13 protein-coding genes, 1 tRNA gene and 1 other RNA gene are annotated in these 17871 nt (G+C 68.9%); 10 read left to right on the top strand and 5 right to left on the bottom strand.

The features are described from left to right. The first annotated feature begins 67 nt into the window (after nt 1-67). Entirely contained in the window at nt 68-2542 is a 2475-nt protein-coding gene (locus tag OHA21_RS37180; protein WP_328463154.1) for a hypothetical protein, read from the top strand. Between the two features lie 46 nt (nt 2543-2588). On the opposite strand, the gene OHA21_RS37175 is transcribed toward OHA21_RS37180, so the two are convergent. After that, nucleotides 2589-2676, bottom strand: a tRNA-Ser gene (locus tag OHA21_RS37175). Nucleotides 2677-2757: 81 nt separating this feature from the next. Here OHA21_RS37175 and ffs point away from each other — a divergent pair. From ffs to OHA21_RS37130, 9 genes are all read left to right on the top strand, one after another. Further along, an RNA gene (gene ffs / locus OHA21_RS37170) (signal recognition particle sRNA small type) lies at nt 2758-2854 on the top strand. 74 nt (nt 2855-2928) lie between these two features. Then, a complete protein-coding gene (locus OHA21_RS37165; protein ID WP_328463152.1) occupies nt 2929-6381 on the top strand; it encodes a DNA polymerase III subunit gamma and tau in 3453 nt (1150 codons plus the stop codon). Between the two features lie 661 nt (nt 6382-7042). After that, complete coding sequence (locus tag OHA21_RS37160) at nt 7043-7366, top strand: YbaB/EbfC family nucleoid-associated protein (RefSeq protein ID WP_328478783.1); 324 nt, start codon at nt 7043-7045, stop codon at nt 7364-7366. 4 nt (nt 7367-7370) lie between these two features. Next, complete coding sequence (gene recR / locus OHA21_RS37155; RefSeq protein ID WP_196412684.1) at nt 7371-7964, top strand: recombination mediator RecR; 594 nt, start codon at nt 7371-7373, stop codon at nt 7962-7964. A gap of 399 nt (nt 7965-8363) precedes the next feature. After that, entirely contained in the window at nt 8364-9359 is a 996-nt protein-coding gene (locus tag OHA21_RS37150) for an ABC transporter permease (protein WP_328463146.1), read from the top strand. A 72-nt stretch (nt 9360-9431) separates the two neighbouring features. Next, complete coding sequence (locus OHA21_RS37145; RefSeq protein WP_328463144.1) at nt 9432-11189, top strand: ABC transporter substrate-binding protein; 1758 nt, start codon at nt 9432-9434, stop codon at nt 11187-11189. A 96-nt stretch (nt 11190-11285) separates the two neighbouring features. Next, on the top strand, nt 11286-12299 hold the full coding sequence (locus OHA21_RS37140; RefSeq protein ID WP_328463142.1) for an ABC transporter permease: 1014 nt from the start codon (nt 11286-11288) through the stop codon (nt 12297-12299). Beyond that, nucleotides 12299-13339 carry an ABC transporter ATP-binding protein gene (locus OHA21_RS37135; protein ID WP_328463140.1) on the top strand — a complete coding sequence of 347 codons (1041 nt, stop codon included), beginning with the start codon at nt 12299-12301 and terminating at the stop codon, nt 13337-13339. Before OHA21_RS37140 ends, OHA21_RS37135 begins: the two co-directional genes overlap by 1 nt. Continuing rightward, nucleotides 13336-14376, top strand: coding sequence for an ABC transporter ATP-binding protein (locus OHA21_RS37130; RefSeq protein WP_328463138.1), 1041 nt, complete (start codon nt 13336-13338; stop codon nt 14374-14376). Before OHA21_RS37135 ends, OHA21_RS37130 begins: the two co-directional genes overlap by 4 nt. A 37-nt stretch (nt 14377-14413) precedes the next feature. Here OHA21_RS37130 and OHA21_RS37125 read toward each other — a convergent pair whose 3' ends face one another. Genes OHA21_RS37125 through OHA21_RS37110 form a run of 4 tightly spaced genes read right to left on the bottom strand, consistent with a single transcriptional unit; the run spans nt 14414 to nt 17840 of the window. Then, a complete protein-coding gene (locus tag OHA21_RS37125) occupies nt 14414-15334 on the bottom strand; it encodes a calcium-binding protein (RefSeq protein WP_328463136.1) in 921 nt (306 codons plus the stop codon). Between the two features lie 25 nt (nt 15335-15359). Next, complete coding sequence (locus OHA21_RS37120) at nt 15360-16922, bottom strand: beta-N-acetylhexosaminidase (protein WP_328463134.1); 1563 nt, start codon at nt 16920-16922, stop codon at nt 15360-15362. 22 nt (nt 16923-16944) lie between these two features. Continuing rightward, entirely contained in the window at nt 16945-17310 is a 366-nt protein-coding gene (locus OHA21_RS37115; protein WP_442875199.1) for a hypothetical protein, read from the bottom strand. Further along, a complete protein-coding gene (locus OHA21_RS37110; protein WP_442874951.1) occupies nt 17205-17840 on the bottom strand; it encodes an HNH endonuclease family protein in 636 nt (211 codons plus the stop codon). Before OHA21_RS37110 ends, OHA21_RS37115 begins: the two co-directional genes overlap by 106 nt. Nucleotides 17841-17871 lie beyond the last annotated feature (31 nt).

Genomic DNA, 17871 nt, shown 5'->3' with positions numbered 1-17871 from the left:
GGCAGCCGCTCCACGCCGTGGGCTGCCGCCCGCAGCTAGAAGATCAACAAGTGAGGTAGGGGACGCGGTGAAACGATGGCTGACTGCTCGGGCAGTCAAGTTTTCTCTGGTAGCAGGCCTGCTGCTCGCGGTCGCTGTGCCCGGTGCCCTGCTGAGCGAATCGGCCGATGCCGGCACCGCCCCGCCCGCGAAGATCCCGGTCGACCCGGCGACCTGCACGGCGATCCCGGTCACCGGGTTCGGCGCGGCGGCCGGCCCACTGGCGAACGGCAGCGGCTGCCGCAAATTCACCGTGACCGAATTCGGCAGCCACCTGATTCGCGCCGCTGACGCGAACAACGGCACCCTGCCGACTGCGGTCTACTCCGGTGGCGCCCTGATCTGCGTGATCAACTGGTGCAGCCTGGCGACCGGCACCTACGACGTGGTCGTCGATGCGGGCGCAGACGAGCCCTACAGCGCGCCGTTCCGCACCACCGTGACCAACCTCGGCGGCGCCGGCTGCAAGACCGTCGACGCTCAGGGCTTCAGCGCCGTCCGCCTGGGCACGTTCACCAGCCCAGGCCAGGTCGACTGCCTCGCGCTGCCCGCCCCGCCGGGCCGGTACCAGGTCACGCTGCCGCCGGGTGACCCGGCGACCCGGCCGATGGTCCGGCTCGTGCAGGGGCAGGACACGATGATCTGCGCCGACGTCACGTCCACCAGTGGCTGCGTCGTCGACGTGCCGGTGGCGCTGCGGCTCATCGTGGTCAGTCAGGACCCGCGACCCACCGGCGAATACCGGCTCGCCGTCCAGCGCACCAGCACGGCCAACGAGTGCGCTGCCATGCCCACGGGAACGCCCGGTAAGCCCGGCCAGGTGACCTTCCCGCTCTCCGACGACGCCTTCATCTCCTGTCACACCGTCTCGGAGGGCGTACTCACCCTGGACCGGCTCGGCGGGGACGGCACCGCCGACCTCGTCGTCTACGACCGCGCCGGCCTCCCGATCTGCGACAGCGCGCCGGCCGCGGCCTATCAGGTCTACGGCTGCAAGGTTGCCAAGGGCCAGACCGCCGTCGTCCGGTCCGCGGGCGGCTCCGGCACGTTCCGGCTCAGCCAGGTCGGCCCGCTCGGCGCGAACTGCCGGGCGGTGACGTCCACCGCGTTCGGCGGGCCGGCCACCGCGGGGGCGACCACCGGCGGTGGCGACGTCCAGTGCTATCGGACGGCGGACCACTCCTGGATCGACGCGCACGGCGCGGTGCCGGCGATCCGCTACCTGCTCGACGGAAAGCTCTACAAGTGCGCGGCACTGCCCTGCCTCGTTCCGGGCACCGAGGTACTGGTGACCAGCGAGCAGCCGGCGAGCTACCAGCTCGACACCTGGGCGGTCGGCAGCGTTCGGTCGACGCCGACGGACTGCGCGGTCGTCACCGACTCCGCCGCCTACGGGTTCGGCCCGGTCGGCGGAACCCTCAGCCCGGGTGACCGGGCCTGGTGCGTGGCCGTGCCGGTCGGCGTCATCGACGAGTACCGGCTGAAGATCACTGCCAGCGGTGCGAAACCCGCGTCGTACGTGATCCGCCGTGACGGCGCCATCGTCGCCTGCGAGGACCTCTGCTGGACCGAGTCGCTCCCCGCGGGCAGCCACGTGCTGTTCGCCTTCGTGGGCGACGGCGGCGCTTTCCAGGTCGAGGGCGAATGCCTGACGCTGCTCTGCGACCACCAGCACTGGAACGCCGGCGGCTCGGAGTCCCCGAAGATTCCGGTGATCGCCGGAACCCGTACGACCGTCACCATCGGCGGCGTCGCCCTGCACCAGCAGGACAACCTCTGGGTCAGCCGGGACGGCGCGAAAGTGGCGCCGATCGTGATCAAGTCGGTCGACGGGAGCCGCACCCGCTACACCGCCGAGATCGACGCGACCGCCCTCACCGCCGGTGTATACGACCTGTCGGCGACCAACACCGTGAACCCCTCGCAGGTCTTCACCACGCCCGGACGGGTCGTGGTCTCCGCGACGTCGATCGTCGCCACCCGAAAGCCGGCGATCGTCGGCACGGCCGCCGTCGGTGCCGTCGTCCGGGTCAACCCGGGCGCTTGGAGCCCGGCCCCGAGGTCGTACACCTACCGGTGGGCGGCGAACGGGGCGCCGATCTCCGGGGCGACCGGGTCGTCGTACACCATCCCCGCCTCGCTCCGCGGAAAACGACTCACCGTGAGCGTGACCGCCGCAAGTGCTGACAGCGTGTCCGCACCGGTCTCCTCGGCGGCGCTGACCGTGGGTTATGGCGTGGCGCCGAAGGCCACCCGGAAGCCGAAGATCACCGGCACCGCGAAGGTTGCGAAGACCGTCAAGGCCTCGGTCGGCTCCTGGTCACCCAGGGCCACCGCCTATCGGTACGAGTGGCGCGTCAACGGCAAGCTCGTGGCCACCACGGCCGCGCTGAAACTGAAGAAGACGTGGGCTACCAAGAAGCTCACCCTGACCGTGATCGCCAAGCGGACCGGCCACCACGACGGCCGCGCCGTCTCGGTCACTGTCAAAATCAAGAAGTAGCGGGACAGCAAGAAGGCCGGACCCGATGGGTCCGGCCTTCGATGTCTGGCGGAGGATACGAGATTCGAACTCGTGAGGGTGTTAACCCAACACGCTTTCCAAGCGTGCGCCCTAGGCCTCTAGGCGAATCCTCCGTGCGCCAGGATACAGAGCCTCGCCCGGAGTTTTGCGCAGGGGGCTGCGCATGCCGCGACCATGGACCGGGTAGGCTTCCGGGCAGCCCCTCGTGCGGCGTGTATCTCGTGAACCTCCCCAGGGCCGGAAGGCAGCAAGGATAAGCGGGCTCTGACGGGTGCACGGGGGGTCCTTTCATTCCCTGGGGCACGTTGTTTTGTTCTTGTCAGACCCTCGACGGACAATGGCGCGGTCTTCAGGAGGTGGCAGGAGTGGCGCTCGCCCTCTATCGGAAGTACCGGCCTCGCACCTTCGCCGAGGTCATCGGCCAGGAGCATGTGACCGAGCCGCTGTCGCAGGCGTTGCGCAGTGGCCGGCTCAACCATGCGTACCTGTTCTCCGGCCCACGCGGCTGCGGCAAGACCTCCAGCGCCCGCATCCTGGCCCGCTCGCTCAACTGCGAGCAGGGCCCCACACCCGACCCGTGTGGCGTCTGCGCCTCATGCCGGTCGCTGGCCAACGACGGCGCCGGCTCGATCGACGTCATCGAGATCGACGCGGCCAGCCACGGTGGTGTCGACGACGCCCGTGAGCTGCGGGAGAAGGCGTTCTTCGCGCCGGCCAACAGCCGTTACAAGATCTATGTGATCGACGAGGCGCACATGGTCTCGTCGGCCGGCTTCAACGCGCTGCTCAAGCTCGTCGAGGAGCCACCGGATTACGTCAAGTTCATCTTCGCCACCACCGAGCCGGACAAGGTGCTCGGCACCATCCGCTCCCGCACCCACCACTACCCGTTCCGGCTCATCCCGCCGGCGACCCTCCGGCCGTACCTTCAGCAGCTCACCGAAACCGAAGGCGTCAAGGTCGACCCGGCGGTGTTCCCGCTGGTGGTGCGGGCCGGCGGCGGCAGCGCCCGGGACACGCTCTCGGTCCTCGACCAGCTGATCGCCGGCGCCGGTCCGGAGGGCGTCAGCTACTCCCGGGCGGTGGCCCTGCTCGGCGTCACCGACTCGGCGCTGATCGACCAGATGTGTGACGCCCTGGCGGCCGGGGACGGCGCCGCGGCGTACGGGACGATCGACAACGTGGCCGAGGCCGGCCACGACCCCCGCCGCTTCGCCTCCGATCTGCTGGAACGCCTGCGCGATCTGATCGTCCTCCAGCAGGTTCCGGACGCGGTGGCGAAAGGCCTGATCGACGGCCCGGCCGACCAGCTGGAGGCGATGGCCGGCCAGGCCGCCCGGCTCGGCCCGGCGACCCTGTCGCGCGCCGCCGACATCGTGCACAACGGCCTGGTCGAGATGCGCGGCACGACCGCGCCGAGGCTGCTGCTCGAGCTCATCACGGCCCGCATGCTGCTGCCCGGCGCCGAAGATTCCACCGGGTCGCTGTTGCAGCGCCTGGAGCGCTTGGAGCGTGGCATCCCATCGGGGGTACGGGTTGAGCACGCGTCCCCTGCCGCCCCCGAAGATGACGGCTCCTACGCTGCGCCGCAGGTCGGGGAGGGTGAGCCGTCTTCCGCGGTCGCCGTCGGCGGCTCGGCTGCCGCTGTCGGCGGCTCGGCTGCCGCTGAGGGCGGCCCGGCTGCCGCTGGGGGCGGCGGGAAGGCCGCTGCGATGGCCGCGGCCGCCGCAGCAGCGCGCCGGGCTTCTGGCCCGCCGGCGCGGTCGGGTTCTTCCGCTACGGCCCCCGCGGCCGCTGATCTGGCGGGTCCGGGCACAGCGGCGCCGGTCTCTCCTGCGGCGGCTCCGACTGTCGCCCCCGTTTCGGCCGCTCCGGTCTCGCCTGCTGCGGCTCCTGCTGTCGCCCCGGTCTCGCCGGCTCCTGCGCCGGTTTCGACCGCTCGGACCTCGCCTGCTTCGGCCTCGCCTGGTTCGGACCCATCCGGTTCGGTTCCTGGGGCTGCGTCCGTTTCGTCTGCTCCCACCGCTCCTGTCTCGGCCGCGCCGGTTGCTCCCGTTTCGGCCGAGCCTGACTGGAATGCGGTCGCCGACGGCGGATATGACGAGGAGCCGCCCCCGTGGGACGACGAGCCGGCCGAGCCGCCGGCGCCGGATCCCGCGGAGCAGGTCGCTGAGCTGGAGCGAAAGGTTCGGGCTGCCTGGCTCGACCTGGGCCGGCGTGACAAGACGGTCGGCCTGATGCAGGGAAGCGGCATCGACCTGAGGACGGTCGAGAGCGGCACCACGGTTGTCTTCGGTGCGCCCAACCCGAGGTACGCGGAGCGTTTCCTAACCTACCGCGACTTGATCACGGAGGCTTTCGGCCAGGCACTCGGCGGCCAGTGGCAGATCCGCTGCGACGTGGGCGAGCCACCTGCGGCACCGGCTCAGTCCCGCGAGGGCCGACCCCAGCCAGCAGCTCAGCGCCCACCGTCAGGCGGCTCCAACCGCCCAGCGGCAGCCGCCCCGGCAGTCTCTCCGGCCGCGGCGGCCCCGGAGCGAAACACCGGCCGGACCGAACCGCGCCCGTCACGCCCGCAGCCCTCTTCCTCCGCCGACTCCGACGACGACTGGCCGGAACCGGCCCAGCCGGCACCTAGCGACCCCCAAGGCAGCCCGGAAGCTGCCCGCCGAGAGAACCGTCCAGGCCGCCCCGAAACTGCCCACGAGGAGAGCCGGCAGGGCCGTCCTGAAGCTGCACGCCAGGAAAGCGGTGACGGCCACCTGGTTCCGGAGCGCTCAGCCCGGTCTGCCAGTGAAGATCGTCGCGGCTCCAGCGCCGGGCCTGACGACGACACAGGTTGGCCCGAGCCCGCCCGGCCCGGTAGCGCGGCTCACACTCCAGTCGCGGTCCAAGCTGCACCCTCGGTCTCGGCGGATGACGACTGGCCTGAGCCGGTCAGGCCCGGCGGCCGGGCGGCCGGATCAGTAGCCGAGAGCTTGACGAACAACCAGCCCGGGGTGAGTGCTGCGGGCTCGCATCAGGATTCGTCCGGTCCGAGGCAGGACGCCTCGGTTTCGTCGGCGGATCCGGCATCGCGTTTCGAGCAGGCAAACGGCGCGGCTGCTGGCTCTGGGCACGGGCTGGGCGGTTCGGCCCCTGGGGCTGGGCACGGGCCAGGCGGTCCGGCTGCAGGCTCGGGGCACCGGCTGGGCGGATCGGCTTCCGGTTCTGGGGCCGGGTTAGGCGGCTCGCCCGCGCAGCCGAGCGCTGTAACGGGCGCACCGGCGTCGCCGCCGGGTGCGGGTTCGGCCGGCGCGGCTTCGCGGCCGGCGTTCGGCGGTGCCGCGGTGCCGGTCCGGCCTGGGTCGGATGCGCCTTCAGCGGCCGCGTCGGCCGGGGCGGCGGGGTCCGCGTCGGCGTCGGCGTCGGCTTCGGCGGCGCCGGCACGGCCCGGCGTGCCCGTTCGCTCGGCTGCGATGGAGGCGGCGCGGGCTGCTGCCCGGGGCGGGGGCATTGCCGCCACCGGAGCCGGGCCGGCCGCGGCGCGTGCTGCCGTGGCGAACGCGCGCAATGCAACGCCGTCGCGGTCCGGGCCCGACCAGGGCAATGCCGGCGGATCGAGCTACTCGGACGTGCCGCCGATTCAGGAGGCGCCCTACGACCCCGAGTACGACGGTCCGCCGCCGGGTGGTGCGGCCGCCTACGAGGGGTTCGATCCGGGCGACGAGCCGCTCGACGAGGTGATCGACGAGAAGACCGCGCGGCAGAGCAGCGAGGAGCAGGCAATGCAACTGCTCCGCGACGCTTTCGGCGCGGAGAAAATCGCTGAGATCTGATCACTACCGGTCCGCAGCGCATTTCACCGTGCGCTGCGGCCAGTGGTCGACGACGAAGGCCGGTTGCTCGCCGTGGTCACCACCGCGGGTGCCCGGCCCGGACACCCTTTCGCGGCCAAGGCCCTGCCACGAGCCGGCCGGCGCGCGTGGTGAGGCCCGGCTGTCACTCGGTGTCGTTTGGCGCGGGCCGATGCAGCGATGGGCTGTCGTTCAGCGCTGTCTGCGGGCGGTTGAGGCAGCGCTGGTGGTCAGCCAGCTTGCCAGGCTGTCGTTCAGCGCTGTCTGTGGGTGGTTGAGGCAGCGCTGGTGGTCAGCCAGCTTGCCAGGCTGTCGTTCAGCGCTGTCTGCGGGCGGTTGAGGCAGCGCTGGTGGTCAGCCGGGGTTGTCGGGCTGTCGTTCAGCGCTGTCTGCCGGCGCTTGAAGGAGCGCTGGTGGTCAGCCGGGGTTGTCGGGCTGTCGCTGAGTGCTGTCTGCGGGCGGTTGAGGCAGCGGTGGTGGTCAGCCGGGGGTGGCGGGGCCGGCGGGAGAGTGGCGGCGTGGGGTGTCCGGCGGCGTGTCGGGGGGCAAAGAGAGGCCGGCGGCTACGCTGGCGGCGGTAACTTTCCGACCGCCGCGTGCCATCGATGGTGGTTACGAGAACGATGAGTTGAGGAGCGGTGCCATGCGCCCCGGTGCACAGCCGAACATGCAGCAGATCATGAAGCAGGCGCAGAAGATGCAGCAGCAGGTCGCCCAGGCGCAGGCCGAGCTGGCTGAGGCCGAGCTGACCGGCACTGCCGGCGGCGGGCTGGTGACTGTGGTGATCACCGGGCTGGGTGAGTTCAAGTCGGTGAAGATCGATCCGAAGGCGGTCGACGCCGACGATGTCGAGACGCTCGAGGACCTGGTGCTCGCGGCGATCCACAATGCCGCTGAGGCGCAGCGTGAGCTGGCCGAGTCGAAGATGGGCCCGGCCACCGGCGGCTTCAACCTGCCGGGGTTCTGATCCCGTGTACGAAGGTGCCATCCAGGACCTGATCGATGAGCTGGGCCGGCTGCCGGGTGTCGGCCCGAAGTCGGCTCAGCGCATCGCTTTTCACGTCCTGTCCGCCGATCCGGCGGATGTGAACCGGCTCGCCACCGCGCTGCGCAAGGTGAAGGAGCTGGTGCGTTTCTGCACGACCTGTTTCAACGTGGCCGAGTCGGAGCAGTGCCGGGTCTGCCGGGACACCCGCCGCACCAATGAGGTGCTCTGTGTGGTGGAGGAGCCGAAGGACGTCGTCGCGATCGAGCGGACCGGCGAGTTCCGGGGCCGCTATCACGTGCTCGGCGGGGCGATCAACCCGCTGGAGGGCATCGGCCCGGACAACCTGCGGATCCGGGAGCTGCTGATCCGGCTTGGGACCGGTGAGGTGAAGGAGCTGATTCTCGCCACCGATCCGAACACCGAGGGCGAGGCGACCGCCACCTACCTGGGCCTGCTGGTGAAGCCGATGGGTATCGCGGTGACCCGGCTGGCGAGTGGTCTCCCGGTCGGTGGTGACCTTGAGTATGCGGATGAGATCACGCTGGGTAGGGCGTTCGAGGGCCGCCGAGCGATCTGATTTAACAAGCCGTAATTCTGCCGTAACGCCACGCACGCTGTTTGGGCCGTAAAGGCTAATTGTGGACCTTGTACGCGGTAGTTTTCCGTTTGTTCGGCGTCTAGGTCACGGTGACATCACGAGGGAGACACGGAACCGCTCGTGTGCGGTCGGTGAGCTTGACCCGAGGCACCGCGCTAGGTGAATGTTCCTCTCGATGGCGGCCACAACCGCCGTCGAGTCCCTCGTGCGTCGGCCCTATCTCGGCCGGGAGCCCGGGGGTCGGCACTCGAGGCATGCGACAACCGATCGGTTGCCGTTCGCTGCGTGGGCCATCGTCGCCGGCTGGGGATTCCGTGTTCCTCCGCCCGGTGGCCTTGACTCCCGCTGCGCGGCGGCCGGGAGAGGACCGGACACTTCATGGTCGTTGGACCAGGCACGGTCTCGGACCAGGTTCCGGTAGCTCCGGACCCGGCTGCGGGCCCCGTCCCCGGCAAGACGATCGAGGGTCGTTCCCTCGGCCGTATCGCGTGGACCCGGCTCAAGCGTGACCGGGTTGCGATGGCCGGTGGCGCCGTCGTCATCTTCCTCATCCTCGTCGCGATCTTCGCGCCGTTGATCGTCAAGGCGTTCGGCCATCCGCCGAACCAGTTCCACCAGAACCTGATCGACACGAGCACGCTGCAGCCCAAGGGTGGCACCGGCATCAGCGGTGAGCACCTGTTCGGTGTCGAGCCGACGAACGGCCGGGACATCTTCAGCCGGGTCGTCTACGGCGCGCGGATCTCGCTGCTGATCGCCTTCCTGGCGACCCTGCTCTCGGTCTCGATCGGTGCCACGCTCGGCGTCGTCGCCGGATACTTCGGTGGCTGGGTGGACTCGCTGATCAGCCGGCTGATGGACGTCTTCCTGGCATTCCCGCTGCTGGTCTTCTCGATCGCGCTGGCCGGCGTGATCCCGGACACGGCGTTCGGCCTGTCCGGTGACACCTTGCGGATCTCGATGCTGATCTTCATCATCGGTTTCTTCAGCTGGCCGTACATCGGGCGTATCGTCCGTGGCCAGACGCTGTCGCTGCGGGAGCGGGAGTTCATCGACGCCGCACGCAGCCTGGGCGCCCGCGGGCCGTACGTGATCTTCAAAGAGCTGCTGCCGAACCTGGTGGCGCCGATCCTGATCTACGCGACGCTGCTGATCCCGACGAACATCATCTTCGAGGCGTCGCTGTCGTTCCTCGGTGTCGGTATCCGGGCGCCAACGGCGAGCTGGGGCGGGATGCTCTCGGAGGCCGCGCGCTTCTACACGATCTGGCACTTCATGTTCTTCCCGGGCATGGCGATCTTCATTACCGTGCTCGCGTTCAACCTCTTCGGCGACGGTCTGCGTGACGCGCTCGATCCCAAGGGGCGGCGCTGACATGGCGCCGGATGCTTTCCCACCAGCCGTGCGGTTCGGACCCGGACCGTTCCACCAGGGAGGTTGCTACAAGTGATTCGCAAGTCCAGAGCGCTGGTGGCCGGTACGGCCGCGCTCGCGCTGATGCTCTCCGCCGCCGCGTGCGGTGGGAGCGACGATTCCGACAGCAGCAGCAACTCCGGCTCCAAGCCGGAGTTCAACGCCGCGCTGACCAAGGTGTTCAACGCCTCGGACAAGAAGGGCGGCACCATCCGGCTCGCCAACGAGGGTGACTGGGACTCCCTCGACCCGGGCGAGACGTACTACGGATACTCGTGGAACTTCCTCCGCCTGTACGGCCGTGGCCTGCTCATGTTCAAGCCGGTCCCGGGCGCCGAGGGCAACACCCTCACCCCCGACCTGGCCGAGGGCATGGGTACGCCGAGCGACGGCGGCAAGACCTGGACGTACAAGATCCGTTCGGGCATCAAGTTCGAGGACGGCACCCCGGTCACGTCGAAGGACGTGAAGTACGCGGTGCTGCGGTCCACCGACAAGCAGACGTTCCCGAACGGTCCGGCGTACTTCGAGGGCTTCCTCAACCTGCCGGAGGGCTACAAGGGCCCGTACAAGTCGAAGGGCGTCAACACCGACTCGGCGATCACCACGCCGGACGACCAGACGATCGTCTTCCACCTGAAGACGGCGTTCGGTGGTTTCGACTACCTGGCGGCGCTGCCGCAGACGGTGCCGGTTCCGGAGGCCAAGGACACCGGTGCGAAGTACAAGGAGAAGGTGATCGCCACCGGTCCCTACAAGTTCGAGACCAACAACCTGGGCAAGAACTTCAAGCTGGTCCGTAACGACCAGTGGGACCCGGCCACCGACCCGAACCGCAAGGCGCTGCCGGACGCGTACGACGTGCAGCTCAACGTCAACGCGGACGACATCGACAACCGGCTGCTCTCGGGTGACCTCGACGTGCACGTGACCGGCACCGGTGTGCAGCCGGCCGCTCTCGGCCGCGTCGTCGGCGACCCGACCCTGAAGGCGCAGACGGACAACCCGACGCTGGCCCGTCTCTGGTACACGTCGATCAACCCGACCGTGGCGCCGCTCGACAACATCGACTGCCGCAAGGCCGTCGAGTACGCCGCGGACAAGGTCGGCTACCAGACCGCGTACGGCGGCCCGCTCGCCGGTGGTGACATCGCCACCACGATCCTGCCTCCGATGATCCCGGGCTACCAGAAGTTCGACCTGTACCCGTCCGCGGACGGCACCGGTGACGTGAACAAGGCCAAGGAGCACCTGACCGCCTGTGGTCAGCCGAACGGCTTCGAGACCAACATCTCCTACCGGGCCGAGCGTCCGAAGGAGAAGGCGACCGCCGAGGCGTTGCAGCAGTCACTCGCCCGGGTCGGCATCAAGCTGACGCTGAAGCCGTTCCCGCAGGGTGACTACTTCTCGCAGTACGCCGGCAACCCGCCGTACGTGAAGAACAACAAGCTCGGCCTGGTCCTCAACGGCTGGGGTGCGGACTGGAACGACGGCTTCGGCTTCCTCTCGCAGATCGTCGACAGCCGGGTCATCCGGGAGACCGGTGGCTCGTCGAACACCAGTGTCCGGATCCCCGAGGTCGACCAGATGCTGGACGCCGCGGTCGCCGAGACCGACAACGCCAAGCGTGAGGCGCAGTGGGGCCCGATCGACAAGCGGGTCATGGAGGAGGCTGTCATCCTCCCCGGCATCGTCGCGAAGAGCCTGATCATCCGCCCGAAGACGCTCAGCAACGTCTTCGTCAGCGACGCGTACAACATGTACGACTACCTGTCGCTGGGCGTTGCGTAACCCGTCCACACACCCGCACGACACCTTCGATAGGTAGGTGAAGGCAGCAGGCGGCCGGTCCGGGGCAACCCGGGCCGGCCGCCCCAGCCGGACTCTGTGATCACATACATCATCAGGCGTCTCTTCGCGGCAGTCGGGCTGCTCTTCATCATCAGCGCCGCCACTTTCTCGATCTTCTATCTGGTTCCGCGCCTCGCCGGGTCCACCCCGGAGACGCTGGCCACCCGCTACGTGGGCCGCGCTGCCACCCCCGAGACGGTCCATCTCATCGCGGAGAAGCTGGGCTTCTACGACCCGGTCTGGCTCCAGTACGGCCGCTGGGTGAAGGGCATCTTCGTCGGTGCCGACTATGACCTCGGCGCGACCATCGAGCACTGCCCGGCGCCCTGCTTCGGGTACTCGTTCGTCACGAAGACGCCGGTCTGGCCGGACCTGATCGACCGCCTCCCGGTGACGCTGTCGCTGGCGATCGGTGCGGCGATTCTCTGGCTGATCTTCGGTCTCTCCATCGGCACGCTCTCCGCGCTGCGCCGCGGGTCCTTCCTGGACCGGTCCGCGATGACCTTCTCGCTGGCCGGCGTCTCGATGCCGATCTTCTTCACCGGCATGATCGGTCTGCTGGTGTTCAGCTACACGCTGGGCTGGACCGCGCCCGGTGGCAGCTATACCGACTTCACCGAGAGTCCGAGCGAGTGGGCCTACGCCCTGTTGCTGCCGTGGATCGTGCTCGCCCTCCAGTTCTCCGCCCAGTACGCGAGGCTCACCCGCGCCGGCATGCTGGAGACGATGGGTGAGGACTACATCCGTACGGCGCGGGCGAAGGGTCTCCCCGAACGGGACGTGACCGTCAAGCACGGCCTGCGTGCCGCACTGACTCCGATTCTGACCATCTTCGGCCTGGACTTCGGCCTGCTGCTCGGCGGCGCGGTCATCACCGAGCAGGTGTTCTCGCTGCCCGGCCTCGGCAAGTACGCGGTCGACGCGATCACCAACAACGACCTGCCGAAGGTGCTGGGCGTGACCATGATGGCAGCGTTCTTCGTGGTCATCGCCAGCCTGATCGTGGACCTGTTCTACGCGGTCGTGGACCCGAGAGTGAGGCTGGGCTGATGCCGGACGGGCAGGCTTTCCTCGAGGTCAAGGACCTCAAGATTCATTTCCCCACCGACGACGGCCTGGTCCGTAGCGTCGACGGCCTCAGCTTCAAGCTGGAGCGCGGCCGCACCCTCGGCATCGTCGGCGAGTCCGGCTCCGGCAAGTCGGTGACCAGCCTCGGCATCCTGGGCATCTACAACAAGCGGAACGCCAAGGTCTCCGGCGAGATCTGGCTGGACGGCGACGAGATCGTCTCGTCCGGCCAGGAGACCGTGCGCAAGCTGCGCGGCAACAAGCTGGCGATGATCTTCCAGGACCCGCTGTCGGCGATGCACCCCTACTACACGGTCGGTCATCAGATCATCGAGGCGTACCGGGTGCACCACAACGTCTCCAAGAAGGTGGCCCGTAAGCACGCGGTCGACATGCTCGGCCGGGTCGGCATCCCACAGCCGGACCGCCGGGTCGACGACTACCCGCACCAGTTCTCCGGGGGTATGCGGCAGCGCGCGATGATCGCGATGGCGCTGGTCAACGACCCGCAGCTGCTGATTGCGGACGAGCCGACCACGGCTCTGGACGTGACCGTCCAGGCGCAGATCATGGACCTGATGCACGACCTGCAGGCGGAGTTCAACTCGGCGCTGATCGTGATCACCCATGACTTGGGCGTGGTGGCCGAGCTCGCCGACGACGTCCTGGTCATGTACGGCGGCAAGTGCATCGAGTACGCGTCGGCCGCCGACGTCTTCGAGCGGCCGGAACACCCGTACACCTGGGGTCTGCTCGGCTCCATGCCCCGTATGGACCGGCCGAACCAGGATCGGCTCGTGCCGATCCCCGGCTCGCCGCCGTCGCTGATCAACCTGCCGTCGGGCTGCTCGTTCAGCCCACGTTGTGCCTACGAGCCGCGGACCGGCGGGCTGGGCACCACCGTGTCGCCCGAGCTCGTCCGGGCCGGCGGGAGCAATCACCTGGTCCGATGCCATCTGCCCACCGAGGAGCGGCAGCGCATCTGGGCGGAAGAGGTCAAGCCGAAGTTGGAGGCTCCATGAGTAAGGAAGCTCTGCTCTCCGTCAAGGGTCTGGAGAAGCACTTCCCGATCAACAAGGGCCTGCTGCGCCGCCAGGTCGGCGCGGTCCGCGCGGTCGACGGTGTCGACTTCGACGTCTTCCGTGGTGAGACGCTCGGCCTGGTGGGCGAGTCCGGCTGCGGCAAGTCGACCACCGGCCGGCTGCTGACCCGACTGCTCGAACCGACCGGTGGGTCGATCGACTTCGAGGGCAAGGACATCGCGCACCTCAGCCAGGGCAGGCTCCGCCCGCTGCGGCGCGACATGCAGATGATCTTCCAGGACCCGTTCTCGTCGCTGAACCCGCGGCACACGGTCGGAACGATCGTCGGCGCGCCGCTGCGGATCCAGAACGTCAAGACCGAGCACGGCATCAAGCGCGCCGTGCAGGACCTGCTCAAGCTGGTCGGCCTGAACCCGGAGCACTACAACCGGTACCCGCACGAGTTCTCCGGCGGGCAGCGGCAGCGCATCGGCATCGCGCGTACGCTCGCCCTGCGCCCGAAGTTGATCGTGGCGGACGAGCCGGTCTCCGCGCTGGACGTGTCGATCCAGGCGCAGGTGGTGAACCTGCTCGAGGACCTGCAGAACGAGTTCGACCTGACCTACGTCTTCATCGCGCACGACCTGTCGGTGGTGCGGCACATCTCCGACCGGGTCGCGGTGATGTACCTCGGCAAGATCGTGGAGATCGCCGAACGGGACGAGCTGTACGCCAACCCGCGTCACCCGTACACCGTCGCTCTGATGTCTGCCGTGCCCGTGCCGGACCCGATCCGGCGTGATCGCGCGCAGCGCGAGCGTGTGCTGCTCACCGGTGACGTGCCCAGCCCGATCAACCCGCCGTCGGGTTGCCGTTTCCGGACCCGGTGCTGGAAGGCGCAGGACATCTGCGCCACCGAGGAGCCGCCGCTGGTGCAGCGCCTCGACGACCCGGGTTCGCACCTGACCGCCTGCCACTTCCCGGTGGCCAGCGATGAGCAGGTGACCGGCCGCCGGCCGGCCGTCACCAAAGCCTGATGGTTGTGGAAAGGCCCGGCAGGGCCTTTCCACACCTCTAGGAAGTCTCGCAGTTGACCTTGCGGTCGTTGGCGGGGACGACCCGGCAGATGTCGGTCTGGGTGCCGCCGTCCAACCGGTCCACGTCGCTGTCCCAGAGCGTCCCGTTCACCGCGTCGATCGAACCGTCCAGCTGGTCGTTGCCGGCGTCACCGTAGAGCCTGTCGACGCCGTAGCCACCGAACAGCCGGTCGTTGCCGGTGTTTCCGTAGATCAGGTCGTTGTGGGCGTCGCCCTGGATCAGGTCGTTGCCGCTGCCGCCGTAGAGCTTGTCGTCGCCGATCCGGCCGTTGATGGAGTCGTTGCCGGTGTTGCCGTAGGCGATGTCGTTGCCGCGCCCACCGGAGACGGCGTCGTTGCCGGGGCCGCCACGCAGCTTGTCGTTGCCGCTGCCGCCGACCACCTCGTCGTTGCCCGGACCACCACGGATGTCGTCGTTCTCCGTCGTGCCGTTCAGATGATCGTTGCCGGCGCCGCCGTGGATGTAGTCGTTGCCCGCGCCGCCGAGCAGCGCCTCCGCAGCCGGACCGCCGATCAGGGTGTCCGTGCCGCGCCCACCGTTCGCGGTGATCGCCAGGCTGCTCTTGTTGGTCAGATGATCGTTGCCGTCGGTGAGGGCGAGGACCACCCGCGCACCGGCGAGGGACGGGACGGTGCAGCGCACCTTGGTCCGGTCGCCCTTGACCGCCTTGCAGCCTGTGCCGGCCTTGATCCGGTTGCGGTCGTCGATCGTGATGGTCCGGCCGGAGTTGGTGATCACCACTCGGTTGGCCTGGCCCGCGCCGGCGTCGAACTTGACGTGGTTGCCGTTGAAGATCTTGGCAGTGCCGGTGCTCGCCGCGAAGGCGGGTCCGGCCACGGCGGTGACCGCCGCGGTCGCGGTCAGCACAGCGATGCTGAACCGCACGATACGAGACATCCCCAACCCCCAGTAATCAGAAAGATCAGATATTCACCCAGCGAATCTGCGGGGAACGATAGAACCGCACCCCCTGCCGGGTCCATCGTGGACCGTAAGCGCCGAGCCGCGCCCGGAACGATTCCCAGTCGTGGGTCGCTCGCGGGGACCAGCCCAGCTCAGCGTGCGCTACCAGGCGGGGAAAAGCCAGAAACTCGAGGTCGGCAAGATCGCGCAAGGTCTCCGACCACAGCGGCGCCTCCACCCCCAGGATCAAATCTTCCGGTACGCCGGAAAGCACCCGCCCGGGATCCCAGCCATAGGCGTCGTCCACCTCAGTCGTGCCCGCCCAATGCAGGCCACCCGGAGTGAGCAGGTCGTACTGCATGTCGAGATAAGCCCGGTCGGCCGGCGAGACGAGCACCTTCGCGCCGGACGCCACGATCGGGGCCGGGTCGCCCTCGTGGTTCCAGTACTGCACGATCGCGTCCCGGGCGGCCGGCGCCGCGGCGATCTCCTGCCAGCCGACCGCGATCTTTCCGTACTTGCGGACCAGCGGCAGCACCCGCGCCTGAAAGGCCAGGTAGTCGGCGTGCGGCGTGGAATGCGCTTCGTCACCGCCGATGTGCAGGTACTTCCCCGGCGTCAGTTCGGCGACCTCGCGGATCACGTCCTCGGCGAACCGGTAGGTGATCTCCTTGCCGGCGCAGAGCGAGCTGTACCCGACCCGGATGTCGATCCGCGGCTTCGGAGCGAGCCCGTCGCACGTCAGTTCCGGGTACGCCACCTGGGCCGCGTTCACGTGTCCCGGCATGTCGATCTCGGGGACGATCGTGACGAAACGGTCGGCGGCGTACCGGACCAGAGCGCGGTAGTCGTCCTTGGTCAGGTAACCGCCGCCGATGCCGCGTACCCCGGTGCCCTTGCCGCCGCCCACCGTGGCCAGCCGTGGCCAACTGTCGATCTGGATCCGCCAGCCCTGGTCGTCGGCGAGATGCAGATGCAGGTGATTGATCTTGAAGCGGCTGATCTGATCGATGTACCGCCGCACCTCGTCCGGAGTGTGGAAGTGCCGGGCCAGGTCGAGCATCGCGCCCCGATACGCGAACCGCGGCCGGTCCACGATCCGCCCACCCGGAATCGCCCAGTCCCGGTGCTGCGCCTTCGGCGCGTCGATCTCCGGCGGCAGCAGTTGGCGCAGGGTCTGCACGCCGGCGAACAACCCAGCCGGCTGCGCCGCCCGCAAAGACACCGCATCGGTACGCACATCGAGCCGATAACCCTCGTCACCCGCGGCTCCGTCGTCCGCCAGGGTCAACGCGATCGCATTCGTTGCGGCGGCCGGAACGACCTTGAGCGGGAATCCGGTCGCCGGCCGGAACGCGTCGGCGAGCTGCTCGGCCACCGGCACGGCCGCCCCGGAGGCGACGATCACCGTGTCCCGGGTCAGCGGGAAGGCGGCCTCCGGATCGGGCACCGCCTCGGCCGGCGCCGGCAGCACGTCGGCGACCGAGATCGGCGGTGCCTCCGGGAGCCGGCTCGCCGAAGCGGTGACGACCGCCAGCGGCAGGACGAACACCGCGGTCACGGCCAGGTGGATGAGGCGCACCGGCCGACCGTAACGACGCGGATCAACCCTCCGGGCGGTTCAGCAGCGCCACGGCGATCGCGTGCACGCTGTCCAGGTCGGACGAATCGGTCAGTTTGCTGCGGCCGCCGGTCACCGCGTACCACTCCTCGGCGTCCTTGTACTGCACGCTCAGCGCGACCTCGCCGTCGGAGAAGGTGCTGCGCAGCGTCAGCTCGCCGGTCACGACGCCCACCTCGTCGGTCATCACCCCGCCCGGTCCGGGGGTGATGTCAGTGGTTCTGCTCTGTTCCGCCGCGGCCATCAGCAGGTCTCCAGCATGTCGGTGAGCGCGTCCTTCTCCGCACTGGTCACGGTCAGCTTCCAGTAGCTCTTGACCTCGATCCAGTCCCGGGCGTACGCGCACCAGCTCTCCTCGGCGCTCGGCTTCCAGGTCGACGGGTCCTGGTCGCCCTTTGCCCGGTTCGACGTCTGCGAAACCGCGATCAGCTGCGGCCGGTCCAGGTCGTTGGCGAACTCGGAACGCTCGTCGGTGCTCCACTTGGCGGCGCCGGACCGCCAGGCGTTGGCCAGCGGGACCATGTGGTCGATGTCCACCTTGGTCGGCGAGTTGAGCACCTTGCCGTCGTAGAGGCTGTCCCAGGTCCCGGCGACGACGTTGCAGCCGGAGTACTTGACCTTGCTGCCGTCCCGCTTCAGGACCTCGTCGCGGACGTCGCAGTTCTCGCCGGTGTCGCGCCAGTGCGGGAACTTGTCCCGGTTGTAGCCACGCATCGAGCCGGCCTTGGCCACGGTCAGGGTGTCGAGGGTGGCCACCGCGTCGGCGGCGTCGCTGGAGTCCGGAGCGGGACTGGCGCCGACCACGTCACAGCCGGCGGCGAGAACGGCTACGAGGAGGACAGGAAGGAAACGACGGGGCACATTCCCTAGCGTAGGCATGCGTTGCTCGTACCCAAGATCACGGTCGTGT

The sequence above is a fragment of the Actinoplanes sp. NBC_00393 genome (genome assembly GCF_036053395.1).
GTDB lineage: Bacteria > Actinomycetota > Actinomycetes > Mycobacteriales > Micromonosporaceae > Actinoplanes.
Note: the sequence above shows the minus strand (reverse complement) of the source record. Positions and strands in the feature narration are given on the sequence as shown.